The organism is Streptomyces sp. NBC_00704 (genome assembly GCF_036226605.1).
Taxonomy (GTDB): Bacteria; Actinomycetota; Actinomycetes; order Streptomycetales; family Streptomycetaceae; genus Streptomyces.
This window is the reverse complement of record NZ_CP109000.1, coordinates 5,409,275-5,432,682: the sequence shown is the minus strand read 5'-3', so window position 1 is coordinate 5,432,682 and position 23,408 is coordinate 5,409,275. Positions and strand designations below refer to the sequence as shown.

At 72.2% G+C, this 23,408-nt stretch carries 21 protein-coding genes and 2 tRNA genes; 8 read left to right on the top strand and 15 right to left on the bottom strand.

The genetic code is table 11. The features are described 5' to 3' along the window. The first annotated feature begins 69 nt into the window (after positions 1 to 69). Complete coding sequence (locus OG802_RS23740) at positions 70 to 1,035, top strand: GlxA family transcriptional regulator (RefSeq protein ID WP_329413444.1); 966 nt, start codon at positions 70 to 72, stop codon at positions 1,033 to 1,035. Positions 1,036 to 1,045: 10 nt separating this feature from the next. Here the strand turns inward: OG802_RS23740 and OG802_RS23735 are convergent, their stop codons facing one another. The 10 genes from OG802_RS23735 to OG802_RS23690 all read right to left on the bottom strand — a co-directional run bounded on the left by OG802_RS23735 (position 1,046) and on the right by OG802_RS23690 (position 11,210). After that, the gene (locus OG802_RS23735) at positions 1,046 to 2,416 is read right to left on the bottom strand and encodes a bifunctional albaflavenone monooxygenase/terpene synthase (RefSeq protein ID WP_329413442.1); all 1,371 of its coding nucleotides are present in this window, start codon (positions 2,414 to 2,416) and stop codon (positions 1,046 to 1,048) included. Further along, positions 2,413 to 3,510: an epi-isozizaene synthase gene (cyc1, locus tag OG802_RS23730; RefSeq protein WP_443055455.1), complete on the bottom strand. Its 1,098-nt coding sequence runs from the start codon at positions 3,508 to 3,510 to the stop codon at positions 2,413 to 2,415. The genes OG802_RS23735 and cyc1 overlap by 4 nt, the downstream gene beginning before the upstream one ends. 285 nt (positions 3,511 to 3,795) lie before the next feature. Further along, positions 3,796 to 4,446, bottom strand: a complete 651-nt coding sequence (gene def, locus OG802_RS23725) for a peptide deformylase (RefSeq protein WP_329413438.1) — start codon at positions 4,444 to 4,446, stop codon at positions 3,796 to 3,798. 112 nt (positions 4,447 to 4,558) lie between these two features. Then, complete coding sequence (locus OG802_RS23720) at positions 4,559 to 5,539, bottom strand: tetratricopeptide repeat protein (RefSeq protein ID WP_329413436.1); 981 nt, start codon at positions 5,537 to 5,539, stop codon at positions 4,559 to 4,561. A 105-nt stretch (positions 5,540 to 5,644) separates the two neighbouring features. Beyond that, entirely contained in the window at positions 5,645 to 6,916 is a 1,272-nt protein-coding gene (locus tag OG802_RS23715; RefSeq protein ID WP_329413434.1) for an HD-GYP domain-containing protein, read from the bottom strand. Beyond that, positions 6,913 to 8,223, bottom strand: a complete 1,311-nt coding sequence (locus tag OG802_RS23710) for an HD-GYP domain-containing protein (RefSeq protein WP_329413432.1) — start codon at positions 8,221 to 8,223, stop codon at positions 6,913 to 6,915. Before OG802_RS23710 ends, OG802_RS23715 begins: the two co-directional genes overlap by 4 nt. A gap of 143 nt (positions 8,224 to 8,366) precedes the next feature. Beyond that, positions 8,367 to 8,669, bottom strand: coding sequence for a mycothiol system anti-sigma-R factor (rsrA, locus tag OG802_RS23705; RefSeq protein WP_329413430.1), 303 nt, complete (start codon positions 8,667 to 8,669; stop codon positions 8,367 to 8,369). Beyond that, positions 8,666 to 9,361 (bottom strand): RNA polymerase sigma factor SigR, encoded by a 696-nt coding sequence (gene sigR / locus OG802_RS23700; protein ID WP_329417342.1) that lies wholly within the window; start codon positions 9,359 to 9,361, stop codon positions 8,666 to 8,668. Before sigR ends, rsrA begins: the two co-directional genes overlap by 4 nt. Positions 9,362 to 9,676: 315 nt before the next feature. Further along, positions 9,677 to 10,312 carry an alpha/beta hydrolase family protein gene (locus tag OG802_RS23695; RefSeq protein WP_329417340.1) on the bottom strand — a complete coding sequence of 212 codons (636 nt, stop codon included), beginning with the start codon at positions 10,310 to 10,312 and terminating at the stop codon, positions 9,677 to 9,679. An 82-nt stretch (positions 10,313 to 10,394) separates the two neighbouring features. Next, complete coding sequence (locus OG802_RS23690) at positions 10,395 to 11,210, bottom strand: SOS response-associated peptidase (protein ID WP_329417338.1); 816 nt, start codon at positions 11,208 to 11,210, stop codon at positions 10,395 to 10,397. 50 nt (positions 11,211 to 11,260) lie between these two features. On the opposite strand from OG802_RS23690, the gene OG802_RS23685 reads away from it, so the two are divergent. The 4 genes from OG802_RS23685 to OG802_RS23670 all read left to right on the top strand — a co-directional run bounded on the left by OG802_RS23685 (position 11,261) and on the right by OG802_RS23670 (position 14,904). Continuing rightward, on the top strand, positions 11,261 to 11,983 hold the full coding sequence (locus OG802_RS23685; protein ID WP_329413428.1) for a M50 family metallopeptidase: 723 nt from the start codon (positions 11,261 to 11,263) through the stop codon (positions 11,981 to 11,983). Between the two features lie 126 nt (positions 11,984 to 12,109). Beyond that, positions 12,110 to 13,450, top strand: a complete 1,341-nt coding sequence (gene aroA / locus OG802_RS23680) for a 3-phosphoshikimate 1-carboxyvinyltransferase (protein WP_329413427.1) — start codon at positions 12,110 to 12,112, stop codon at positions 13,448 to 13,450. Positions 13,451 to 13,461: 11 nt separating this feature from the next. After that, entirely contained in the window at positions 13,462 to 14,472 is a 1,011-nt protein-coding gene (gene rsgA, locus OG802_RS23675; protein WP_329413426.1) for a ribosome small subunit-dependent GTPase A, read from the top strand. A gap of 108 nt (positions 14,473 to 14,580) precedes the next feature. Further along, the gene (locus OG802_RS23670) at positions 14,581 to 14,904 is read left to right on the top strand and encodes a DMT family transporter (protein WP_329413425.1); all 324 of its coding nucleotides are present in this window, start codon (positions 14,581 to 14,583) and stop codon (positions 14,902 to 14,904) included. Here OG802_RS23670 and OG802_RS23665 read toward each other — a convergent pair. Continuing rightward, positions 14,861 to 15,544 (bottom strand): TetR/AcrR family transcriptional regulator, encoded by a 684-nt coding sequence (locus tag OG802_RS23665; RefSeq protein WP_329413424.1) that lies wholly within the window; start codon positions 15,542 to 15,544, stop codon positions 14,861 to 14,863. The genes OG802_RS23670 and OG802_RS23665 overlap by 44 nt on opposite strands. A 170-nt stretch (positions 15,545 to 15,714) precedes the next feature. Here OG802_RS23665 and hisN point away from each other — a divergent pair, with 170 nt between their 5' ends. The 3 genes from hisN (at position 15,715) to OG802_RS23650 (ending at position 17,579) form a co-directional block, all read left to right on the top strand. Continuing rightward, the gene (gene hisN, locus OG802_RS23660; protein ID WP_329413423.1) at positions 15,715 to 16,515 is read left to right on the top strand and encodes a histidinol-phosphatase; all 801 of its coding nucleotides are present in this window, start codon (positions 15,715 to 15,717) and stop codon (positions 16,513 to 16,515) included. A gap of 162 nt (positions 16,516 to 16,677) precedes the next feature. Next, complete coding sequence (locus OG802_RS23655) at positions 16,678 to 17,115, top strand: CBS domain-containing protein (protein ID WP_329413422.1); 438 nt, start codon at positions 16,678 to 16,680, stop codon at positions 17,113 to 17,115. Positions 17,116 to 17,162: 47 nt separating this feature from the next. Continuing rightward, a complete protein-coding gene (locus OG802_RS23650) occupies positions 17,163 to 17,579 on the top strand; it encodes a Fur family transcriptional regulator (protein ID WP_329413420.1) in 417 nt (138 codons plus the stop codon). Positions 17,580 to 17,682: 103 nt separating this feature from the next. On the opposite strand, the gene OG802_RS23645 is transcribed toward OG802_RS23650, so the two are convergent. The 4 genes from OG802_RS23645 to OG802_RS23630 all read right to left on the bottom strand — a co-directional run bounded on the left by OG802_RS23645 (position 17,683) and on the right by OG802_RS23630 (position 23,378). Then, a tRNA-Met gene (locus tag OG802_RS23645) sits at positions 17,683 to 17,756 on the bottom strand. Positions 17,757 to 18,211: 455 nt separating this feature from the next. Next, entirely contained in the window at positions 18,212 to 20,095 is a 1,884-nt protein-coding gene (locus OG802_RS23640) for a tetratricopeptide repeat protein (protein ID WP_329413419.1), read from the bottom strand. A gap of 205 nt (positions 20,096 to 20,300) precedes the next feature. Next, positions 20,301 to 20,374 (bottom strand) — tRNA-Met (locus OG802_RS23635). A 40-nt stretch (positions 20,375 to 20,414) separates the two neighbouring features. Next, on the bottom strand, positions 20,415 to 23,378 hold the full coding sequence (locus tag OG802_RS23630) for a UPF0182 family membrane protein (protein WP_329417336.1): 2,964 nt from the start codon (positions 23,376 to 23,378) through the stop codon (positions 20,415 to 20,417). Positions 23,379 to 23,408: the final 30 nt, after the last annotated feature.

The following is a 23,408-nucleotide window of genomic DNA, read 5'->3' as shown; positions in this document are numbered from 1 at the left end:
ACACTCCTGACAGTGGCAGGACTGCCGTACACCTTCAAATTACTGCCACTTCGGGTGCACACTGGCGGCATGCTGAACAACGTCGCCGCGATCCTCCTGGACGGTGTGCACCCCTTCGAACTGGGCGTGGTCTGCGAGGTCTTCGGGATCGACCGCAGCGACGAGGGGCTGCCGGTCTACGACTTCGCCGTCGCCTCGGCGGAAGGGCCGACGCTGAGCACCCACGCCGGGTTCACCATGAACACACGGCACGGTCTGGAGCGGCTGGAGAGCGCCGACCTGATCGCCGTGCCCGCCGGGGACGCGTACGCCGGCCGGGAGTTCCCGCCGGAGCTGCTCGACGCGCTGCGCCGGGCCGTGGAGCGGGGCACGCGCGTGCTCAGCGTCTGCTCCGGCGCGTTCGTGCTGGCCGCGGCGGGCCTGCTGGACGGGCGGCGCTGCGCGGTGCACTGGCGGCACGCCGAGCAGCTGGCCCGGCAGTACCCGCGCACGCGCGTCGAGCCGGACGTGCTCTACGTCGACGAGGACCCGGTGATCACCTCGGCCGGGACGGCCGCGGGCATCGACGCGTGTCTGCACATCGTCCGCAAGGAGCAGGGCCCGGAGATCGCCAACCGGATCGCCCGGCGGATGGTGGTGCCGCCGCACCGGGACGGCGGCCAGGCCCAGTACATCGAGCGGCCGTTGCCCCGGTCGCGGTGCGACACCGTCGGCGAGGTGCTGGCCTGGATGGAGCAGCACCTCGACCAGGAGGTCACCGTCGAGCAGCTGGCCGAACGCGCCCACATGTCCCCGCGCACCTTCGCCCGGCGCTTCCAGCAGGAGACGGGCACCACCCCTTACCGGTGGCTGCTGCGCCAGCGGGTGCTGCTGGCCCAGCACCTGCTGGAGGCGACGGACGAGACGGTGGACGCGATCGCCTGGCGCGCCGGGTTCGGCACGGCGGGCGCGCTGCGCCACCAGTTCGTGCAGGCGCTGGGGACGAGCCCCAACGCCTACCGCCGCACGTTCCGCGGTCCGCGGGCCGTGGCCTGAGCCGCGGCCCTCACCCCGGTATCGCCCGCAGCAGCAGCCGGCGCGGCCGCAGCGTGATGCCGATGTGCGTCCGGTTGTCGGAGCCGGCCGCCGGCTCGAAGCGGAACGCGTTCGCCACCACCGCCGTGATCAGTGTCAGCTCGGCCATCGAGAAGTGGTCGCTCGGGCACTTGCGATTGCCCACGCCGAACGGCGTCATGGCGTATTTCGGCAGGTTCGGGGACCGGCCGGGCAGCCAGCGGTCGGGGTCGAACTCCGTGTGCCGCTCGTACGACCGCGGGTCGCGCTGAACCGCGTACGGGCTGTAGACGATGTCGGATCCGGCGGGAATGCGGTATCCGCCGAGCTCCGTGTCGGTCACCGCGCGCCGGGTCAATATCCATACGGCGGGATACAACCGCATGGTCTCGACGACGACATTGGCGGTGTGCTGGAGCTTTCGGACGTCGGCGAATGCGACCGGCCGGTCGCCGACAACGTTTTTCACCTCTTCACGGATCTTGTCCACCTGATCCGGGTGCTCGGTGAGCACATGGAGCAACGACATGACCACGGAACCGGCGGTTTCGCTGCCCGGGGTGAGTATCGCGACGACCTGGTCGTGGATCTCCTGTTCCCCGATGGGATCGCCATTCTCGTCCTTCGCCTCCAGCAAAGCCGTCAGCAAATCGTTCGGTTTTTGACCGGATGCCCTGCGGTCGGCGACGATCTCGTCGACCAGCCGATGCAGATCGGCCAGCGCCCGGTTGAATTCGCGGTTGGCCGGAACCGGCACCCGGTAAAGCGGTCCGAGCGGCACGACCATGCGCTGGTACATGCCGGCGAACAGCGTGGCCAGCGCGGAGGTGATGCGCTCGGACCGGGCGTCCATGTAGCTGCCGCGCATCAGGCAGCGGGCCGAGATGCGCACCGACACCCGGAAGGCCTCCGCGGTGACGTCGAGGACCTCGCCCCTTGACCAGCGTTCGACGAGCGCGTGGGCCTCCTCCTCCATGATCGGCCCGTAGCCGGGGATGGCGTCGAGCCGGAACGCGGGCTGGATCGTGCGCCGCTGGCGGCGGTGGAGCGGCCCGTTGGCCGTGGCCACGCCCTCCTTGCCGAGCAGGCTCTCCAGGGACTCCCACAGGGGCCCGGAGATGATGTAGTCCGGGCTGAGCGCCAGGGCCCCGGTGAGTTCCGGCGAGGTGACGGCGTACACCGTCTTGGGGCCGAGCCTGAGGCGCACGACATCGCCGTGGTCGCGCAGCCGGGTCAGGAAGGCCAGCGGGTCACGGGCGAGTTTCCAGCCGTGCCCGAGGAGCGGAACCCCGCCACCGGCCACCGGTGGCTCACTCGGTTCCCCGGTCCCGGGGGTCACGGGTTTCACGGACTCGACGGTCATTTCTCACCTGCCGCTTCGTTGTTGACGTACGGGGGCGTGGACCGGTCGTCCCAGCTGTCGACCATGTAGCGGCCCGACTCGTGGTGGAACCAGTAGACGGAACTGAACCAGTTGCGCATATTTCCGAGGCAGGCCCTGACGGCGGCGGCGAGTTTCCTTCCGCGCACTGTTCCGTCGTCGAGCCGGTCAGCGAGAAGCAGTACATCCTTCTCCACGACCATGAATTCCGCTATGCAGGCGTCGATGCGCCCGCGCAGATCGTCAACGGCCTGTTCCAGGGTCATTCCCTCATGGGTGATGAGGGAGATTCCGAGATTGTGCACCTCGTCGCCCGCGAGTTCCTTGGGCAATGAGCACAAGTCGTTGTACCAGGCGGCGAATTCCTGGCTCAGCAGGGCCGCCCGCCGATAGGCCGGGTGTTTGCGCACCGGGGCCGGGAGTTCGCACCCCGCACTCGGTTCCAGGAGATCGGTCCAGATCCAGTGCGCGAAGGTGAGCCGCCGCAGCGCGAGATATTCCTCGACTCCGGGCACCCGTCCTTCGACCCGGTTGTGGAATTCCCGGTCGTACGCCTCGATCACCGTGTGGAAGTGACGGGCGAACCGCGCGTTCCAGGTGTCGGGAAGGAAGGAGTACAGCCGGGCCACCCCGTCCGCGAGTCCGGCCACCAGCGGGTCCGGATGGCGCAGATGGGACCCCGGGGAGTCCAGAGCCGCGTGCAAGCGGAACCTGAGTCGCCGCCAGGACGAGGCCCGGCCGTGCACGACGTCACGGTCGTGCCGGTCGTCCCAGACGAAGAACCACGCGCTGTAGTCCGCGATGGCCTGCAACACCTCGTCGGGTGCCCCGAGGTAGTAGCCGGCCATCAAGTCCGTATAGCACAGACCGTCGGCATATTCGGCGACCTTGTCCGCCGGCATCAACTGCTTTTCGAGCAGCCAGGAGCGGGTTCTTCCCTGCAACCGGGGCCAATACGGATGCAGTTGCCGGGGAAACGCCGCCTCGATGACCGGAAGAGAGAGCGAAGGTGGCACCGCGGGCGCGGTCACCGTCGCAGTGGTGCTGTATGTGGTGCTGTATGGGAAAGCTGGCACGAACAACCCCTCTCAGCCGCCAGTGGGCGCACACCCCTCCCCCCGTGCCGGGCGTGCGCCGTTGCGTATCCCCGCACTTCCCATTCAGCACTACAACTGACCGTTCTGGGAACGGATTTGCTTCATTCACTACCCCAAGATGCTGAGAATCCGCCCCCAGGTGACTGGTTATGGATCAGCAGATGTGCGGTACATGCGCGTAAACGATCCAACGTCCTACGGACACACGAACGACGCCTGGCCGGGAGGCATCCCGGCCAGGCGTCGTGTGAAGGCGGGCCGAACTCAGTCGTTGGCCACCACGGGGTAGCGGGGCTCGTTCTCGGCCATCTGCCGCAGGGCGTCCTTGCGCTCCCGCTTGGACAGCCGGTCGATGTACAGGTACCCGTACAGGTGGTCCGTCTCGTGCTGCAAACACCGTGCGAAGTACCCGGTGCCGCGCACCTTGATCGGGTTGCCGTGCTCGTCCTGCCCGGTGACCTCGGCGTAGTCGGGGCGGGCGAGCGGCGCGTAGGCCGTCGGCACCGACAGACAGCCCTCGTTGCTGTCGTCCAGCCGCCGCCGGTCGGCGGGCAGTTCCACGAGCCTGGGGTTGCAGACGACGCCGGTGTGCCGCACGCCCTCGTCGTCGGGGCAGTCGTAGACGAAGACCTTCAGGCCGACGCCGATCTGGTTGGCGGCCAGGCCCACGCCCTCGGCGGTGTGCTGCGAGGCGAACATGTCCGCGACCAGCTTGCGCAGCTCCTCGTCGAACGCGGTGACGTCGGCGCACTCCTTGTGCAGCACCGGGTTGCCGACGACGGTGATCGGCCGGGAGGTGCCGGCCTCACGCCAGGCCAGCTCGCGCTCCTGCGCCTTCTCGGTGTCGATGACGAAGCCCTCGTCGTCCACGGGGAGCACGCCCACGTGCTGCTGATCGGTGTCCTGCTGGGCCATGACCGACGATGCCTTCCTCGAACAGACAGGGGGTGAATGCTCGATACAGGGTACGGGCAGCGCACCCCGTGAGGGCGCGGGCCGTGGTCGGCCGGGACCCCTTCGAGGAGGGTCAGCACACCTCTTCGAGGTCCCGCCAGTCCCTCGAATCGGGGCTGTCGGCGACCCACCCGTCCAGCAGGCCCCGCACCAGCGTGGCCGGCGCGGCCACCCCGCACTCCCGCTCGGGGACCCACAGCTGCCCGTCGGTGCGATGGCCGAGCGGGCCCGGATGCCCCGGCTCGCTGTGGTCGTGCGGATCCAGGTGCTCGCCGTCGCCCTCGTCGGAGGGCATCCGCGACTCCGAGCACATCCGGCACAGCAGCCGCACCGAAGACGACCAGTCCTCGGCCGCGAAACCGGCGTCGGCGGCCAGCTGTTCCAGCGCGTCCCGGTCGGACTCGGTCGCCGCCTCCAGCAGGACCACCCAGGTCGGCACCGGGGACGGGGCCCACAGCTCGATCTCGTCGAAGACCGGGTAGGAGTGGCCGGTCGAGGTGGTGCGCTCGCCGTGCGGCACCCCGTCGTGCAGCACGACCTCGCCCCAGCGCCGCCCGGAGGACGGCAGCGGGATCGACAGCACCTCGATGCGGGCCGGGTCCAGCCGCCGGCCCCACACGACCTCTGCCTCGCCCTCCGGCGACAGCCGCACGGCCGCGCTGCCCAGCTCCATCCCGAGGGGCTCGCCCGCGCCGGTGGCCTCGCCGGGCACGTGCAGCCCGTACGCCTGCCAGGCGCGGCGGGCCAGCGGCCAGTCCTGCAACGCGGTGGCGGCGATGCCGACGTTCCACCAGTCGGGGGCCCCGGCCCCGCGGTCGAGCAGCGCGACGGCCCGCAGCCCCGCCGTGCGGGCCTGCTCCCAGTCGTGCCGGAACTTGTGCAGCAGGGCGAGGTTGAACCAGGACTCCGACAGCCAGGGCTCCAGGTCGGCGGCACGTGTCAGCAGCGCGCCCGCGTCCTCGTACCGCCCGTCGCCGATCAGCGTGAACGCGCGGTCGGTGGCCTGCCGCCACGAGGCGGAGGGCCGGTGCCGTCCCTTGCCGAAGATCCTCACGATTCCCGCCTGCCAGTTCCGTTCTGTGGGCTGGCCAGTGCCCCCGGACACTCTCTTCCTCGCATCCAACCACGTGTGGCCGCAGGGCCGCTCATTACCCATGGGTTACCCACCCGCGGGCAAGGTCAGACGGCCTTTGGACAGCACCCTGGCCAGTGCTTCGACCACCTCGGGCGCGTACTCCCCGCCGGTGCCCAGCCGCAGCTCCTCCAGGGCGCTCAGGGCCCCGCCCGGACCGCTGCCCCGAACCTTCTCGTCGTATGCGTTCACCGCCCGGACTATCCGGGCCGCGACCGGTTGCTCCGGGTAGGGGTCGGCCTGCCGCTCGACCACCGCCGCCACCTGGGCGCTCGCCCCGGTCTGGCGGACCACGGCCCCGCCGAGCAGGGCGATCCGGCGCTGCTCGGCGGCCGGCAGCCCGGCGGTGGCCCCGGCCGGGACCGGGTCGACGAGGCTGAGCTGGCCGATGTCGTGCATCAGCGCCGCGTACTCCAGGACGGTCAGCTCGGGCTCGGGCAGCCGCAGCTCGCGGCCCACGGCCTGGCTGAGGGCCGCGACCCGGCGGGCGTGCCCGGCCGGGGTGTATCCGGCGATCTCCGTGGCGCGGGCCAGGGAGGCGATGGTCTGCCGGTAGGTGGCCCGCACGGCCGCGTAGCGGCGCAGGGAGAGCTGGGTGAGCAGCAGGGGCACCGAGAACACGGGCAGCGCCCACAGCCCGACCACGGCGACGGCGAGCGCCATCACCGCGCCCGTCGCGCACACCGCCGAGCCGATCCCGGGCACCGCCCGCAGTTCGTCCCGCAGCAGCGGGGCGAACGGCCAGCCGGTGCGCGAGCAGGCGAGGGCGGCGGCGACCACCGCGTCGCACAGCACGGTCAGGACCAGCAGCGCGAGCAGCAGCAGCGCGTAGGCGGGACCGCTCCAGTGGTCGAACACCCCGCGGTTGTAGAGGGGCTGGAAGCAGACGGCGGCGAACCCGACGGCCAGGACGCGCCGCACCAGGTGGTCGACGACGGGGCCCTCGCCGCGCGCCAGGTACGGCACGCCGCCCAGCAGGGAGGCGGCGGCGACGACCACGACGACCTGGGCCACCCCGTGGTGGGTGGGGTGGCCGGCGTGCTCCCCGACCAGCGCGTACGCCAGCCCTCCGGCCGCGCCGAGCGGCGCGCGCTCACGCGGTCCGGGACCGCCGGCGGGCGTCTCGGCCGGGAGGAGCCGGGGGTCCAGGAGGGGCAGCTCGCCGACCGCGACGAGGACGCCGAAGGCGAGCGCCATGGGCCGCTGGTCCACGCCGGTCCAGAACGTGACGAGGAGGCAGCCCGCGACGAGGAGGGCGGCGGCGGCGCGCAGCGCGAGGAGGGCGTGGCGGGCGGTCACCGGCGCGCCCCGGACCGGTCGCCGGAGGGCAGTGCGGGCGCGGGGAGGGCGGGTCGGGTCTCCTCGGCGGTCACGACCGGACGCCAGCCGTCCCGTTCCACGACCCGGGCCAGCGCGGTGACCATCCGGGGGTCGAAGTGGGCTCCGGCGCACCGGCGCAGTTCCTCGAGGGCCGCCTCGACCGGCCGGGCGCGGCTGTAGGAGCGGGTGGAGGTCATCGCGTCGAAGGCGTCCGCGACGGCGACCACGCGCGCGGGCTCGGGGATCTGCGCGCCCGCCAGGCCGTAGGGGTAGCCGGTGCCGTCGATGCGTTCGTGGTGGTGCAGGATCGCCGAGCGCGCCTCGCCGAGGAAGGAGATGCCCCGGGTGATCTCGTGCCCGTACTCGGGGTGCAGTTCGATCACCCGCCGTTCCTCGGGGGTCAGGGGCCCGTCCTTGCGCAGCAGCCGGGTGGGGACGCCGAGTTTGCCGACGTCGTGCAGGATGCCGGCGAAGCGGAGCATCTCGACGCGGGCCTCGTCCATGCCGAGTTCGCGGGCGATCAGCATGGAGGCGTGGCCGACGCGTTCGCTGTGGCCGCGGGTGTAGCCGTCCTTGATGTCGACGGCCTGCACCAGCGCGCGGATCGTCGCCTGGTGGGCGGCGCGCTCGCGGTGGTACTGCGCGAACACCCACCAGGACACGCCCATCGGGAACAGCACGAGGAGGGCGGCGACGGGGCCGTAGGGGCTGCGCCACAGGACGGCCGTCATCAGCCCGGCCAGTCCGTGCACGGCGAGGGGTGCGAGGGAGCGCAGGAAGAGGCCGCGGCAGGCCTGCCGCAGCGGCAGGCGCTCGGCGAGCGTGAGCATCCCGCCGTCGAGGAGGGCGAGCGCGGCGCAGAACACCAGCACGGCGGCGCCGGCCGGGGCGAGGGCGTGGGGCACGTCGGAGCCGGCCACGGCCTCCCGGCCGCCGAGCGCGCCGTGCACCCGGGACGCGGCCCACACGGCGAGCGCCGACTGGGCGGCGCGCCAGATCCTGCGCAGCGGGGCGGGGGGCTGCTCGACGTGCGAGAACAGTGCTCCGGGCAGCGGCACCAGGGCGGCCGCGGCCGGGGCGAGCAGGAAGGCCCCGGCGAGCAGCACGGGGTGGAAGGTGCCGGCGAACCTGCGCCGGGCGATCTGCTCGCCCGCGGCGTACAGGGCGGCGAGCAGGGCGACGGCCCACCAGGGGGTCCGCGGGCCGGGCAGCGGGAGCAGGCAGAGCAGGGCGCCCAGGGCGGCACAGGCGACGTAGGCGCGCGCCCGCGCCGGAATCCCTTCCATGACGCCTCCCCCAGCCGTGCCGGTCCGGGCTCAGGAGCCTAGGACGGCCGGGGGCGGCTTCGCGGGCGTATCACCCGCGGATTAGCACATTCGGGTGACGTGGACGGCGTCTGGGTCCTGCGCGGTCCCGGGGTGCGCCCGGGTCAGGACTCCTGCGGCGTGGCGGTCACGTCGTGCTCGGGGACGGTCTGGCCGGTGCGGATGAGATCCAGCCGCCCGAGGACCTTGGCGCGCAGGTCGCTCGGCACGTCGTCATGTCCGCAGCACCGCTTGACCAGCTTCTTCACGGCCTCCTCCAGCCCGTACTTCTCCAGGCAGGGGGAGCACTCCTCGAAGTGGTGCTGGAACTTGTCCCGGTCCAGTGGCGGCATCTCGCTGTCGAGGTACTCGTACAGATGGTCGAGGACCTCACTGCAGTCCGTCTCGTGCGGATCTCCGCAGCTCATGAGCCCGAACCTTTCGCTTCGTTCGACTCTCCGGCGCCGGCCGGGACCAGCCCGCGCTCACGGGCGTAGTCCTCCAGCATGCCGCGCAGTTGACGGCGGCCCCGGTGCAGCCGGGACATCACCGTGCCGATGGGTGTCCCCATGATGTCCGCGATCTCCTTGTACGCAAAGCCCTCCACGTCCGCGAGATACACGGCGATCCGGAACTCCTCCGGGATGGCCTGGAGCGCTTCCTTCACGTCCGAGTCGGGCAGGTGGTCCAGCGCCTGCGACTCGGCGGAGCGCAGACCGGTGGACATGTGCGACTCGGCGCGCGCCAGCTGCCAGTCCTCGATCTCCTCGGCCGCCGAGCGCTGGGGCTCGCGCTGCTTCTTGCGGTACGAGTTGATGAAGGTGTTCGTGAGGATCCGGTACAGCCAGGCCTTGAGGTTCGTGCCCTCCCGGAACTGGTGGAAGGACGCGTACGCCTTGGCGTAGGTCTCCTGCACCAGGTCCTCGGCGTCCGCGGGGTTGCGCGTCATGCGCAGCGCGGCCGAGTACATCTGGTCGAGGAACTCCAGCGCGTCGCGCTCGAAGCGCGCGGTGCGCTCGGCGGTGGACTCCGCCCCGGCCTCCCCGCTCACTCCCTGGCCCTCGGGCAGCTCCGCCTGGCCGTTGTCGGTCCCTGCGTCGGTACCGGTGACCGGACCCACCTCCTCAAGATCGCGCGCGGAACCGAAACCGATCCCACTCGAATCGGAGGATAGACGACTACCCGTGCCGGCCGCCGCTCGAATAGGCGTGGCCTTGGCCGCATGCAGAATCGTCCAGTCCAGGTCGGCGCGGTCGGCGCGGCCCTTGTCGGACTCTGACTCTGCCGGGCGCAGCCCGTCCACCGGGTGGTGGGTGGCGGGCGGGCAGATGGTCGAACCCATGCGGCGGACTTCCTCTCCCACTGACGTCGGTGCCTGTCTCTCAGCACTTCTGTCCGCCTCAACAGCACCCGTCCCCGGCACATTCCCACCCGTTCACATGAGTGACCCGGCCCACCGCACGACCCCGGCGGTGACGACGTCCAGCGCCTGCTCCTGGGTGAGGGGAGCACGCTTGGGCACGGCGAACCCGTGGTCCGCGCAGGGGACTTCCACGAGTTCGTGGGCGCCCCCGGGAAACTCGGCGGGTGTGCCGAACGGGTCCTTGGCGCCCTGGACGACGAGGGTCGGCCGTCCCGCCCCGAGCAGCTCGTCCGCGCGCGAGCGTTCCGGTCTGCCCGGCGGGTGCAGGGGAAAGCTGAGCGCCAGCACGGCGTGGGCGCCGAGTTCGGCGGCGGTGCGGCAGGCCACCCGCGCGCCCGCCGAGCGTCCCCCGGCGATCACGGGCAGCCCGGGCGCGGCGACGGCGGGCCAGATCCCGCGCCAGCCGGCGTCGAGGGTCTTCGGCGCGGGCGCGACCTTCTTGCCGGCCACCCGCCAGGGCTGCTCGACGAGCGCGACGGCGACCCCGTGCGCGGGCAGCACGGCCGCGAGGGCCTGGAGGTCCCGGGCCTCGACTCCGCCTCCGGCGCCGTGGCTCACCGCGAGGACGAGCCGGGGCGTCCCGGCGCGGTGCCAGGTGACGCGGGCGGTGCCCGTCGCGGTCTCGACCGTCTCCTGCGTCACCGTCATCCGCGTCACCCGCGTCACCTGCGTCGCGCGGGGCTCGCCGGCCCCGGCGGCCCGGTTGGTCGCGCCCGTCTCGTTCGTCACATCAGAAGAGTGTGCCCTCCTCGGGCCCCTCCAGCTCCTTGAGCAGCTCCGGCCCGTTGTTGCGGACGTTGCTGACGGCCGTGGACACCGGGTAGGCGCGCATCAGCCCGGCCGGCGGGGGTTCGAGGAGCGCGCGCAGGTCGCCGGCGTCGGTGCGCGCCGGGTCGAGCCAGGCGTCCCAGCGGTCCGGGGTCAGCATCAGCGGCATCCGGGGGTGGATGTCGGCCAGGGCGTGCGGGCCGTCGGCCGGGGCCACGGCGAGCGGGGAGGTCTCGGCCTCGGTGGTGATCACCGAGCAGGTCGCCCACCAGGCCCGCGGGTGGTCGTCGGGCAGGGTCCGGTCGCGCCAGAACTCGTACAGGCCCGCCATGGCGAAGACCGAGCCGTCGGCCGGGAGGACGAAGTAGGGCTGCTTGCGGGGCCGCTTCTTCCTCCCCTCCACCTCCAGGTCCCGTTCCTGGACGCCGGTGACCCACTCGTAGTAGCCGTCGGCGGGCAGGACGCAGCGCCGGGCGGCGAAGGCCCGGCGGTACGAGGGCTTCTCGTGGACGGTCTCGGCGCGGGCGTTGATCATCCGTGCCGCGCCCTCGGGCGTCTTCGACCAGGACGGGACCAGACCCCACCTCAGCCGGCGCAGCTGGCGAACCGGGCGCTGGTCGCCGGCGTCCTTCAGGGGGCGGTCGAGAACGGCGTAGACCTCTTTGGTCGGGGCCACGTTGTAGTCGGGCTCCAGGGACTCCTGGGGCTCCCACGTCTCGATCCCGAAGGTTCCCGCGAGATCCTCGGGGCTGCGACTCGCTGCATACCGTCCGCACATACGTGCCACACTGCCAGACTCCTCGGAGAGAACGGGAGCCACCCGACACTATGGAGAGCACCGCCGCCCTCGCGCTGCCCGGTCTGTGGGACCGGCTCGTCGGCACCCAGACCGACCCCGACCTGTGGGTGGTGATCGCCACCGCGGTGGCGGCCCTCGCGGCCGTCGTGCCGCACCGCCTGTGGCGGCTCTCCCGCAACGCCATCACCATCGCCCACGAGGGCGGCCACGGCCTCGTCGCGCTGTTGACCGGGCGTCAGCTGACCGGGATACGCCTGCACTCCGACACCAGCGGCCTGACCGTCAGCCGGGGCAAGCCGCACGGACTCGGCATGATCCTCACCGCGGCCGCCGGCTACACCGCTCCCCCGCTGCTCGGCCTGGGCGGCGCGGCCCTGCTGGGCGCCGGGCGCATCACGCTGCTGCTCTGGGCGGCGACGGCGCTGCTGCTGGTGATGCTGGTGATGATCCGCAACGCCTACGGCGCGCTGACCGTCGTCCTGACCGGCGGCGCCTTCCTGCTCGTGTCCTGGCTGGCCGGCCCCCAGGTGCAGGCGGCCTTCGCGTACGCGGTGGTGTGGTTCCTGCTGCTGGGCGGTGTGCGCCCGGCCTTCGAGCTCCAGGCGAAGCGCTCGCGCGGCGGCGCGGGCGACTCCGACGCCGACCAGCTGTCCCGGCTGACCCATGTGCCGGCCGGCCTGTGGCTGTTCCTGTTCCACGCGGTGAGCCTGTGCGCGCTGCTCGGCGGGGGCAGGTGGCTGCTCGGCCTGTGACGGGCCGGGGCGGTTCTCGCGAGGGCACGGGACCGGGCGGCGGGGCCGGCGTCCGGGGGCGGTCGCGGCAGGCGGCGGGCCGGACGGCGACGCACCCCGATCCCGGCCGCGGACTAAAGTGGGCGCATGCCCGTGAACCCCGCCCACACCGCCCTCTGGCCCGCCCCGCACGCGAGCGAGGCCGTCGACGCGACGGTCCACGTGCCGGGGTCGAAGTCCGTCACCAACCGCGCCCTCGTCCTCGCCGCGCTCGCCTCCGAGCCGGGCTGGCTGCGCCGCCCGCTGCGCTCGCGCGACACCCTGCTGATGGCGGCGGCCCTGCGCGAGATGGGCGTCGGCATCGAGGAGACGGTCTCGTCCAGCTCCTCCGTGGCGGCCGGCCCGGACCGCGCCGGCGAGGCCTGGCGCGTCCTGCCCGCGGGGCTGCGCGGGCCCGCCGCCGTCGACGTCGGCAACGCGGGCACGGTGATGCGCTTCCTGCCGCCGGTCGCCGCCCTCGCCGACGGCCCCGTCCGCTTCGACGGCGACCCGCGCGCGTACGAGCGTCCCCTGAACGGCGTCATCGACGCGCTGCGCGTCCTCGGCGCGCGCATCGAGGACGACGACCGCGGCGCCCTGCCGCTGACCGTGCACGGCTCGGGCGGGCTGGACGGCGGCACGGTGGAGATCGACGCCTCGTCGTCGTCGCAGTTCGTGTCGGCGCTGCTGCTCTCCGCGCCGCGCTTCAACCAGGGCGTCGAGGTCCGGCACATCGGCTCGTCGCTGCCGTCGGTGCCGCACATCCGGATGACGGTGGACATGCTGCGCGCGGTGGGCGCCCAGGTGGACAGCCCGGAGTCGGGCGGAGAGCCCAACGTCTGGCGGGTCACGCCGGGCGCGCTGCTGGGCCGGGACCTGACCATCGAGCCGGACCTGTCCAACGCCCAGCCGTTCCTGGCGGCGGCGCTGGTGACGGGCGGCCGGGTGCTCGTCCCGGACTGGCCGGCCCGCACCACCCAGCCGGGTGACCGGCTGCGCGAGATCTTCACCGAGATGGGCGGTTCCTGCGAACTGGCCGACTACGGACTGGTCTTCACCGGTTCGGGCTCGATCCACGGCATCGACGTCGACCTCGGCGACGTCGGCGAGCTGACCCCGGGCATCGCCGCGGTCGCCGCCCTCGCCGACTCCCCGTCCACCCTGCGGGGCGTGGCGCATCTGCGGCTGCACGAGACGGACCGGCTGGCCGCGCTGACCAAGGAGATCAACGAGCTGGGCGGCGACGTCACGGAGACCGCCGACGGTCTGCACATCCGGCCTCGCCGGCTGCACGGCGGGATCTTCCACACCTACGACGACCACCGCATGGCGACGGCCGGCGCGATCATCGGCCTGGCCGTGCCGGGCGTGCAGATCGAGAACGTGGCGACGACCGCGAAGACGCTGCCCGACTTCCCCGAACTGTGGACCGGGATGCTCGGGGTATAGGGACTTTCGCCATGCGCCGCTACGGCAAGCACACCGACGAGGACGACATCCGCAGCCGCCCCAACCGCAAGGGCACCCGGCCTCGCACGCACACCCGCCCCAAGCACGAGGACGCCGCCGACGGCATGGTCCTCACCGTCGACCGGGGCCGGCTGACCTGTCTGGTCGACGACCGGATCGTCCTCGCCATGAAGGCCCGCGAGCTGGGCCGCAAGGCGGCGGTGGTGGGCGACCGGGTCGCCCTGGTAGGCGACCTGTCCGGCAAGAAGGACACCCTGGCCCGCATCGTCCGCATCGCCGAGCGCACCTCGGTGCTGCGCCGCACCGCGGACGACGACGACCCCTACGAGCGGGTCGTCGTGGCCAACGCCGACCAGCTCGCCGTCGTCACCGCCCTCGCCGACCCGGAGCCCCGCCCCCGGCTGATCGACCGCTGCCTGGTCGCGGCGTACGACGGCGGCCTCACGCCGCTGCTGGTCCTGACGAAGTCGGACCTGGCGTCCCCGGACAAGCTGCTGGAGCTGTACGGCGACCTCGACATCCCCTACGTCGTGACCAGCCGCGAGGAACTGGAGAACGGCGACGCGGCGGAGCGGGTGCGCGAGCTGCTGGCCGGGCGGACCACGGCGTTCGTCGGCCACTCGGGCGTCGGCAAGACGACGCTGGTCAACGCGCTGGTCCCGCTGGAGCGGCGGCGGGTGACCGGCCACGTCAACGCGGTGACGGGCCGCGGCCGCCACACGACGACCTCGGCGCTGGCCCTGCCGCTGGCCGGCACGGACGACTGGGTGATCGACACCCCGGGCATCCGCTCCTTCGGCCTGCACCACGTCGACCCGTCGCGGGTGATCCTCGCCTTCCCCGACCTGGTGCCGGGCACCGAGGGCTGCCCGCGCGCGTGCAGCCACGACGAGCCGGACTGCGCGCTGGACGCCTGGGTCGCCGACGGTCACGCCGATCCGGCGCGGCTGTACTCCCTGCGCCGCCTGCTGTCCACGCGGGAACGCACCGAGGGCGACTGACCACCGACGAACGGTCCACTGACCACCGCGTTGTTTGCGCCGCCCCGAGTCCGGCAAGTGCATAATCGCACCGAGCCGGACCGGGCCGGTCAAACGGAGGGACAGCACATGGCGTGGCTGCTGGTCGTCGTGGCCGGAGTGCTCGAGACCGGCTTCGCCGTCTGTCTCAAGCTGTCGCACGGTTTCACCCGGCTCTGGCCGACCGTCGCCTTCTGCTCCTTCGCCCTGGGCAGCTTCGGCCTGCTGACCCTCTCCCTGAAGAAGCTGGACGTCGGTCCCGCCTACGCCGTGTGGACGGGCATCGGCGCGGCCGGCACCGCGATCTACGGCATGGTCTTCCTCGGCGACCTGGTGTCGACGCTGAAGATCGTCTCGATCAGCCTGGTGATCATCGGGGTGATCGGGTTGCAGCTGTCGGGCTCGGCTCACTAGGTCCGGCCCCGGCGGCAGGCGGCTGCCCCTGGTTCCTGTGGCGTCGGTGCAGGGCCCCGCGCACCAGGTCGGCGACGCCGTCCTCGCCCGGCGGCGGCGCGGCCACGCACGACAGCGCGAGGCGGACGGCGAGTTCGCAGCAGCGGGCCAGTTCGGCGGTGTCCGCCCGGAGCGCACCGGGCCCGGAGAACACCGCCACCGCCCGGTCGCGGACGGCGCCCACCAGCTCGCCGGGCGAGGGCAGCGGCCCGTCCGCCCGCCGCTGCGCCGGCACGGCGGAGGAGGACGGGACCGCCGAGAGCGTCGGGGCGGGCAGGCGCTCGCTCCAGAAGCCGGTGAGGACGGCCCGCACGAGCACGCTGTCGCGGGCGGCCGAGACCGTCCACTCGGCGACGGCCGTGAGCCGGTCCCGGGTGTCGCCGTGCACGGCCAGCGCCCGGTCGACCCCGGCGAGGTAGCCGTCGGCCTCGCGCCGGACCAGGGCCCTCGCGAGGCCCTCCTTGCTGCCGAACTCGTTGTAGAGCGTCTGCCGGGACACCCCGGCCGCCACGGCCACGTCCACCATCCGCACCGCGGCCCACGGCCGTAGCGCAAGCGCCGCGAAGGCGGCGTCCAGCAGGGATTCCCGCGCTGCAGGCATCTTCGCCTCCCGGGGCGAGCGGCTCTGCGCCCCAGGTTTGACGCGTGGGGGAGCACTGTCAAGGGTTCGCGGCCGGACCGGCGGTCGCCGCACCGTTCCCCCGCGCGCGGGGCGTCCGTCCCGCGGTCCCGTGTGGCCTCCGCTCGCCCGCGCCGGATACGGTTCGTCCCATGCCGGACTACCTCGACGACCTCCGACTCGCGCACGTCCTCGCGGACGCCGCCGACGCCGGGACGATGGACCGTTTCAAGGCCCTCGACCTCAAGGTCGAGACGAAACCGGACATGACCCCGGTGAGCGAGGCCGACAAGGCCGCCGAGGAGCTGATCCGCGGCCAGCTCCAGCGCGCCCGCCCCCGGGACGCGATCCTGGGCGAGGAGTACGGCGTCGAGGGCACCGGCCCGCGCCGCTGGGTGATCGACCCGATCGACGGCACGAAGAACTACGTGCGGGGCGTCCCCGTGTGGGCGACGCTGATCTCGCTGATGGAGGCGGGCGAGACCGGCTTCCAGCCCGTCGTCGGCGTCGTCTCGGCGCCCGCGCTGGGCCGGCGCTGGTGGGCGGCGAAGGGGCACGGCGCCTACAGCGGCCGCAGCCTGTCCGCCGCGAGCCGGCTGCGCGTCTCCCGCGTCTCCGAGCTCTCGGACGCCTCCTTCGCCTACTCCTCGCTCGGCGGCTGGGAGGAGCGCGGACGGCTCAACGGCTTCCTGGACCTCACCCGCGCGGTGTGGCGCACGCGCGCGTACGGCGACTTCTGGCCGTACATGATGGTCGCCGAGGGCTCGATCGACATGTGCGCCGAACCGGAACTCTCCCTGTGGGACATGGCGGCCACGGCGATCGTGGTGACGGAGGCGGGCGGCGCGTTCACCGGCCTCGACGGGCGTCCCGGCCCGCACAGCGGCAACGCCGCGGCCTCCAACGGCCTGCTCCACGACGACCTGCTGGACCACCTCAACCAGCGCTACTGACGAACGCCTCCACGCGCCACAGATGAGCGCGCGCGCCCTCAATTGGACGCGCGCGCCCTCTTGTTGACCCCGGCTTTACCTGTCACGCTGACTGCACCCCCACTTGTGAACTTGTGAATCCCCGCACGTGTGGCGCGGGATTCTTAGGAGGTGGCTCCAGCCATGCTCGTCCGTGACGCCATGAGCACGGTGATCCTCACCATCGGTCCCGCACACACCCTCCGTCAGGCCGCCGCCCTGATGGCCGCCCGCCGGGTCGGCGCGGCGGTCGTCCTGGACCCGGACGCCGGCGGCATCGGCATCCTCACCGAGCGCGACATCCTCGTCTCGGTGGCCCTCGGCCAGGACCCCGACACGGAACGCACCCACGCCCACACCACGGACGACGTGGTCTTCGCCGCACCGACCTGGACGCTGGAGGAGGCGGCCGGGGCGATGACCCACGGCGGCTTCCGCCATCTGATCGTCCTCGACCAGCACGGACCGGCCGGCATCGTCTCGGTGCGCGACATCATCCGCTGCTGGCTCCCGGCCCGCAGGCCCGACCAAACCCGTACCCCGTCCTACAGTGGACTCGGTCCAAGCCAGGCCAGAATCTAAAGTCACACCCGTTCGGGACCTGGTCACCCGACTGTTAGGCTGAAACCATGAGTGACCTTCTGGACCGACTGCGTGGCCGCGGATTTCGGATGACCGCGCAGCGGCGCGTCGTGGCCGAGGTGCTCGACGGCGAGCACGTCCATCTGACGGCCGACGAGGTGCACGCCAGGGCCGTCGTCCGGCTGCCGGAGATCTCCCGGGCGACCGTCTACAACACGCTCGGCGAACTGGTCTCCCTCGGCGAGGTGCTCGAGGTCGCCACCGACCGGCGTGCCAAGCGGTACGACCCGAACGCGCACCGCCCGCACCACCACCTCGTGTGCGCCCGCTGCGGCGCCATCAAGGACGTCCACCCGAGCGGCAACCCGCTGGCCGACCTCCCGGACTCGGAACGCTTCGGCTTCACGGTCTCCGACGTCGAGGTGACCTACCGCGGCCTCTGCCCCGACTGCGCCACGGCCTGACTCCACCTCGCGGCGACCGCCGCGAGCAAGGCCCGGCCGACGACACGACCGACGACACGACCGAGGGCCGGAACCCTTTCGGATTCCGGCCCTCGGCCTTCAGTAGCGGGGACAGGATTTGAACCTGCGACCTCTGGGTTATGAGCCCAGCGAGCTACCGAGCTGCTCCACCCCGCGTCGATGAATGCAACGTTACGTGAAGGCCAGGCCCGAACGCAAATCAATACCGCACACCAAGCCTTCAGCCCGCCCGACCCTCGACGACGAGGCCCGCCCCTTCAGCCCGTCCGGCGTTTGAGGACGAGACCCGCCCCTCCAGCCCGCCCGCCGCTTGAGGACGAGGCCCGCCCCCACAGCCGCCGGCACCCGACCTCAAGACCCGAACCCCCAGCCCGTCCGGCGTTTGAGGACGAGGCCCCTTAGGGGCCGACAGCGGGGGTCTGGGGGCGGCAGCCCCCAGGGACGGGACGGGAAGGGGCGGCGGGGGCGAGAACCGCTGTACGGCAGCACAGCCGACCCGCCCCCTCCTCCCGGCCGGGGAGGACAGGGCCGACACCCCTCACCCGAGGTGAGCGAAGAACGCCCTGCCCCGGCCGGGGGCACCGTAACACCACCCCAAGCCCAGGGCACCGTCACGCGGACAACTCCTCCCGCAAAGCGTCCCGCAGCCGCGCCGCCCGCTCGCCGACCTCCGCCGGCCCGAGCGACACCGCCCGGTCCGCCCACCGCTGCCCCTCCGCCAGCTCCCCGCGACGCGCGTAGACCAGGGCCAGCCGCAACGCCGCCCGCCCGTGACCCGCGTCGGCCGCCCGCGTCCACCACACGGCCGCCTCGGGCTCGCTGCCCTCCCGCGCGAGCAGCAGCCCGAGGTTGAAGGCGCCGTTGCGGGACCCGGCCTCGGCGGCCGTCCGGTACCACCGAGCCGCCTCCACCACGTCGCCCCGGGCGGCGGCCAGCATCCCGACCCGCACCTGCGCACGCCGGTGCCCCTGCGTCGCCGCCCGCTCGTACCACTCCTCGCACTCGGTCTTGTCGTGCACGATCTCCCCGAGCTCGTGCGCGGGCTGCGGCGGCCGGCGCGAGTCGAGCAGGGCGGCCAGCCGGTATGCCGCCTCCGCGCTGCCGCCGCCCGCGGCGCAGCGCAGGTGCCGCTCGGCCTCCCGTTCGTCGCCGTCGCGCAGGCGCGCGATGCCGACCTGGAGCGCCGCCTCGGTGTGCCCGGCGGCCGCCGCCCGCTCGTACCAGCGCAGCGCCACCGTCTCCTCGCCCCGCCCGGCGAACAGGATCCCGAGGTTGAACGCGGCGTCGACGCTGCCCGCCTCGGCCGCCTTGGAGAACCAGGGCTCGGCCCCGGCGGTGTCGCCGCCCTGGAGCAGCAGCACCGCCAGTGCGTTGGCCGCCTCCCGGTGCCCGGCGTAGGCGGCGCGGCGGTACCACTGCTCGGCCTGCGCGGTGCGGCCCTGCTCGGCGCAGAGCAGGGCGAGGTTGTAGGCGCCGTTGTCGTCGCCGGCGTCCATCGCGGCCCGGTACCAGCGTTCGGCGGTCTGGGTCTGGCCGCGTTCGGCGTGCAGCGCGCCGAGCGCGTTGGCCGCGTTGCCGTCGCCCTCCTGCGCGGCCCGCAGCCACCAGATCGCGGCGTTCTCGGTGTCTCCGGCGTCGCGCAGCAGGAAGCCGAGCGCGCAGGCGGCGCGCGCCTCCCCGTCCTTGGCGGACGTCAGGTACCAGCGACCGGCCTCCTTGAGGTCGCCCCGCTTCTCCAGGATCGTCCCGAGGTGGAGCGCGGCGCGGCGGTGTCCGCGCGCGGCGGCCTGGCGGTACCACTGTTCGGCGTCCGACCGCGCGGCGACGCCGTCGTCCGGTCCGCGTCCGTGCGTCGCGCCGCCGGCGGGCCCCCGCTCGCCCGGCTCGCCGCTCTGCTCGTGGTCCTTCAGGTCGAGGGCCCGGGCCAGTCGGTACGCCGCTTCCCGGTGGCCGCGCTCGGCGGCGGCCCGCATCCAGCGTTCGGCCCCGGCGTCGCCGCGGTGCTCCAGGAGGTCGGCGAGGGCGTAGGCGCCCAGGGCGTGCCCCTGTTCGGCGGACTGGCGCAGCCAGTACTCGGCGGCCGGTTCGTCCCCGCATTCCCGGCAGTGGCGGCCCAGCGCGTGCGCCGCGGCGGCGGAGCCGGCGACGGCGGCGACCCGCCACCAGCCGGCCGCCTCGTCGGGGTAGCCCCGCTGGTGGAGGAGGACGCCCAGGTTGTTGGCGGCCGCCCGGTCGCCCTCGGCGGTGGCGGCGCGGAGATGGGGTTCGGCTCCGTCGAGGTCGCCGCGGCGCAGCAGCATGGCCCCGAGGACGCTCACGGCCTCGACGTCGCCGGCTCGTGCCGCGAGTCGCAGGCGCATCTCCTCGACGGCCTCCCCCGTCTCGACGGCGTCCGCCGCCTCGTCCCGGCTCTCGTCCGGGGTCGCTTCCTCACCGGAAGGCTGCACAAACCGCCCTGTCCCGAACAGAGTTGCCTTGTCCCCCATAACGTCCATCGTCGCACCACCCGCAACCCGGGTACACCTGGTATACCGCGGCCCGTAAGGTCACTACAGCGTTTTGTCGACATGCCCACAGAGAGACAAGTGAAACACAGATCGCCCAACTCCCCACCGCGGCGCGGCCATCGGCCCCGCGGCACATGCGTTCGCACATCACGAAGGCCCGGATCCGTTTCTGGATCCGGGCCTTCGTCTTCAGTAGCGGGGACAGGATTTGAACCTGCGACCTCTGGGTTATGAGCCCAGCGAGCTACCGAGCTGCTCCACCCCGCGTCGTGTTCCACAACCGTATCACGACGCGGGACGGGCTTGATCAGCCGCTGCTCGGGCCAGGGCTGGGACTGCCGGTCGCCTTGCCACCGGCGGCAGGGCCGGCCGCGGGCGACGGGTCGGCGCTGCCGCCGGTCTTGGCGCCCTTGTCCGCCTGCGCCTGCGCGTCCTCGGCCCGCTTCAGCGCGGCCTCCAGATCCTTCTGCGCCTTGGCGTACGCGTCCCAGTCGGGCTTCTTCAGCGCCTCCTGGCCGGCCTCGAAGGCCTTCTGCGCGTCGGCCAGCGCCTGGCGGACCGTCGGGTTGGACGACGTCGGCGGCGGGGTCGTGCCCCCGCCCTCGTCCGTCGGCGGCGGGTTCGCCGCCTCCGCGCCGAACACCTTGTTCAGGGCTTCGTCCAGGGTGTCCTCGAAGGCGGTGTTGCCGCCGTAGGTCACCAACACCTTCTTCAGCAGCGGGTACTTGAGGCCGCCGCCGCGCACGTAGACGGGTTCCACGTAGAGCAGGCCGCCGTCGAGCGGGACCGTCAGCAGGTTGCCGTACTCGATGTCGGAGTCGCCGCCCTTGAGGAGCCTGATGGACTCGGCGATGTCCTGTTCGGAGTTGAACTGGCTCTGCACCTGTTTGGGCCCGTCGACGGTCGTGCTCGTCGGCAGCTTCAGGACTCTGATCTTGCCGTAGTCGGGCGTGCCCGCCTCGGAGTCGACCGCCATGAACGCGCTGAGGTTGTCACGGCCGTTGGGCGTGAACGTCGTCGTCAGCGAGAACGCCTGCGCCTTCTGGTCGGGCATCCTCATGCTCAGGTAGTACGGCGGCACCGCGTCGCCCGACTTGTTGGACGGGTCGTCCGGCACCTGCCACACCTCACTGCCGCTGAGGAACGTCGTCGCGTCCTTCACGTGGTAGCGGCTGAGCAGTTCGCGCTGGACCTTGAACAGGTCCTGCGGGTACCGGAGATGGGCCATCAGCGAGGGCGAGATGGACGACTTGGCCTTCACCGTTCCGGGGAACGCCTTCATCCAGGTCTTGAGGACCGGGTCCTGGGTGTCCCACTGGAAGAGCTTGACCTCGCCCGTGTACGCGTCGACGGTCGCCTTCACCGAGTTGCGGATGTAGTTGACCTGGTTCTGCTGGGCCACCACCGCGCGGTTGTCGTTGGTCGCGGTCAGCGAGTCGGCCGTCGTGTCGCCGAGCGTCGTACGGGAGGCGTACGGGTACCCGTTGGTCGTCGTGTAGGCGTCGACGATCCACTGGATCTTGTTGTCGACCACGGCCGGGTAGGCGTCGCCGTCGATGGTCAGCCACGGGGCGACCGCCTCGACGCGCTCCTTGGGCGTGCGGTTGTACAGGATCCGCGAACCGTCGCCGATGGCGCCGGAGTAGAGGATCTGCGGCTCGCCGAACGCCACCGCGTACGCGGCCCGGTTGACCGGGTTGGAGAGGTTGACGCCGCTGTTGCCGGTGTAGCTGGTGGTCTTCTCCCCCTTGTCGTCGGAGTAGTCGATCTCCTTCTGGGGGCCGCCGACGATCGAGTACGTGGTCGTCTTCTCGCCGTAGTAGACCCGCTGCTCGTAACTGCCGAGCTCGCCCTGCGAGGGCAGGTCGGACTCGGTGAAGACCGGGCGCCCCTCGGAGTCGGACGTCGTTCCCTTGGCGGCGACCACGCCGTAGCCGTGCGTGTAGCGGAAGTGGTTGTTGATCCAGTTCTGCTTGTCGACGCCCGCGAGGTTCAGCTCGCGCAGACCGATGACGGTGTCCTCGTCGGTCCCCTTCACGTTGTAGCGGTCCACGTCCAGGTTGGTCGGGAACGCGTAGTACTTCCGCATCTGCTGGAGCTGCTGGAAGGTCGGGGAGACGATGTTCGGGTCGAGGACGCGGATGCTCGCGGTGGCGTCGGCGTCGTCGCGCAGGGTCGTCTTGTCCTTGGTGGTGCTGGTGCCCGAGTACTCGGTGACCTGCGCGCCGTCGATGCCGTAGGCCTCGCGCGTCGCCTTGAGGTTCTTCTCGACGTACGGGGCTTCCTTGGCCTGCTCGTTGGGCTGGACCTGGAACTTCTGGACGATCGCCGGGTAGAGCCCGCCGATGAGGATCGCCGAGAGCACCATCAGGCCGAACCCGATGACCGGCAGCTGCCAGGTGCGCCGCCACAGGGTGGCGAAGAAGAGCAGGGCGCAGATGACGGCGATGCAGAACAGGATCGTCTTCGCCGGGAGGTAGGCGTTGGCGTCGACGTAGCGCAGGCCCGTCCAGTTGTCCGTGGCCTTGAAGTCGCTGGACTTCACCGCGAGGCCGTAGCGGTCGAGCCAGTAGGCGACCGCCTTGAGCGCGACGAAGATGCCCAGCAGGACCGACAGATGGCCGGTGGCCGCGGCCGTGGCGCGCGCGCCCGGGCTGGTGACCCGCAGCCCGCCGTACAGGTAGTGGGTGAGCGCGGCGGCGATCAGGGACAGGATCGTGGCGGCGAAGCCGAAGCCGAGCAGGAACCGGTACCAGGGCAGGTCGAACGCGAAGAAGGACACGTCCAGGTGGAACTGGGGGTCCTTCTGCCCGAAGGAGACCCCGTTGACCCACATCAGCCAGGTCCGCCACTGGCCCGCCGCGGACGCGCCGGCGATCAGGCCGACCAGGGCGGTGATGCCGAGCAGCAGCCACGTCTTGTACGGCGCGATGCCCATGCGGTAGCGGTCGAGGCTCTGCTGTTCCACCGACATCGCGCTCAGCGGCGGCCGCAGCCGGTGCGCCAGCCAGATGTTGACGCCGACCGCGACGGCCATCAGCAGGCCGAAGACGAAGAACAGCCCGATCTTGGTCCACAGCGTGGTGGTGAAGACCGACGAGTAATGCACCGAGCGGTACCAGAGCCAGTCCGTCCAGAACCCGGCGAACATGGTGAACGCCATGCCCAGGACGGCCAGGACGGCCAGTGTCATGAGCAGGGTCCGGACACGCCGGGACGGGCGGCCCACTCTGATCCGCGGCCCCGTGGGGCCTCCGCCGCGGTCCGGCATCTGGAAAGCCAAGGTGCGCACCTCGAAAGT

Bases quoted from the DNA above. Each gene is read 5' to 3' on its own strand.
- OG802_RS23690 (WP_329417338.1), bottom strand. From the start codon at position 11,210: ATGTGCGGACGGTATGCAGCGAGTCGCAGCCCCGAGGATCTCGCGGGA.
- OG802_RS23685 (WP_329413428.1), top strand. From the start codon at position 11,261: ATGGAGAGCACCGCCGCCCTCGCGCTGCCCGGTCTGTGGGACCGGCTC.
- OG802_RS23640 (WP_329413419.1), bottom strand. From the start codon at position 20,095: ATGGACGTTATGGGGGACAAGGCAACTCTGTTCGGGACAGGGCGGTTT.
- OG802_RS23735 (WP_329413442.1), bottom strand. From the start codon at position 2,416: ATGACCGTCGAGTCCGTGAAACCCGTGACCCCCGGGACCGGGGAACCG.
- rsgA (WP_329413426.1), top strand. From the start codon at position 13,462: ATGCGCCGCTACGGCAAGCACACCGACGAGGACGACATCCGCAGCCGC.
- OG802_RS23650 (WP_329413420.1), top strand. From the start codon at position 17,163: ATGAGTGACCTTCTGGACCGACTGCGTGGCCGCGGATTTCGGATGACC.
- OG802_RS23670 (WP_329413425.1), top strand. From the start codon at position 14,581: ATGGCGTGGCTGCTGGTCGTCGTGGCCGGAGTGCTCGAGACCGGCTTC.
- hisN (WP_329413423.1), top strand. From the start codon at position 15,715: ATGCCGGACTACCTCGACGACCTCCGACTCGCGCACGTCCTCGCGGAC.
- OG802_RS23665 (WP_329413424.1), bottom strand. From the start codon at position 15,544: ATGCCTGCAGCGCGGGAATCCCTGCTGGACGCCGCCTTCGCGGCGCTT.
- def (WP_329413438.1), bottom strand. From the start codon at position 4,446: ATGGCCCAGCAGGACACCGATCAGCAGCACGTGGGCGTGCTCCCCGTG.
- rsrA (WP_329413430.1), bottom strand. From the start codon at position 8,669: ATGAGCTGCGGAGATCCGCACGAGACGGACTGCAGTGAGGTCCTCGAC.
- OG802_RS23655 (WP_329413422.1), top strand. From the start codon at position 16,678: ATGCTCGTCCGTGACGCCATGAGCACGGTGATCCTCACCATCGGTCCC.
- OG802_RS23710 (WP_329413432.1), bottom strand. From the start codon at position 8,223: ATGGAAGGGATTCCGGCGCGGGCGCGCGCCTACGTCGCCTGTGCCGCC.
- aroA (WP_329413427.1), top strand. From the start codon at position 12,110: ATGCCCGTGAACCCCGCCCACACCGCCCTCTGGCCCGCCCCGCACGCG.
- OG802_RS23740 (WP_329413444.1), top strand. From the start codon at position 70: ATGCTGAACAACGTCGCCGCGATCCTCCTGGACGGTGTGCACCCCTTC.
- OG802_RS23630 (WP_329417336.1), bottom strand. From the start codon at position 23,378: ATGCCGGACCGCGGCGGAGGCCCCACGGGGCCGCGGATCAGAGTGGGC.
- OG802_RS23695 (WP_329417340.1), bottom strand. From the start codon at position 10,312: ATGACGGTGACGCAGGAGACGGTCGAGACCGCGACGGGCACCGCCCGC.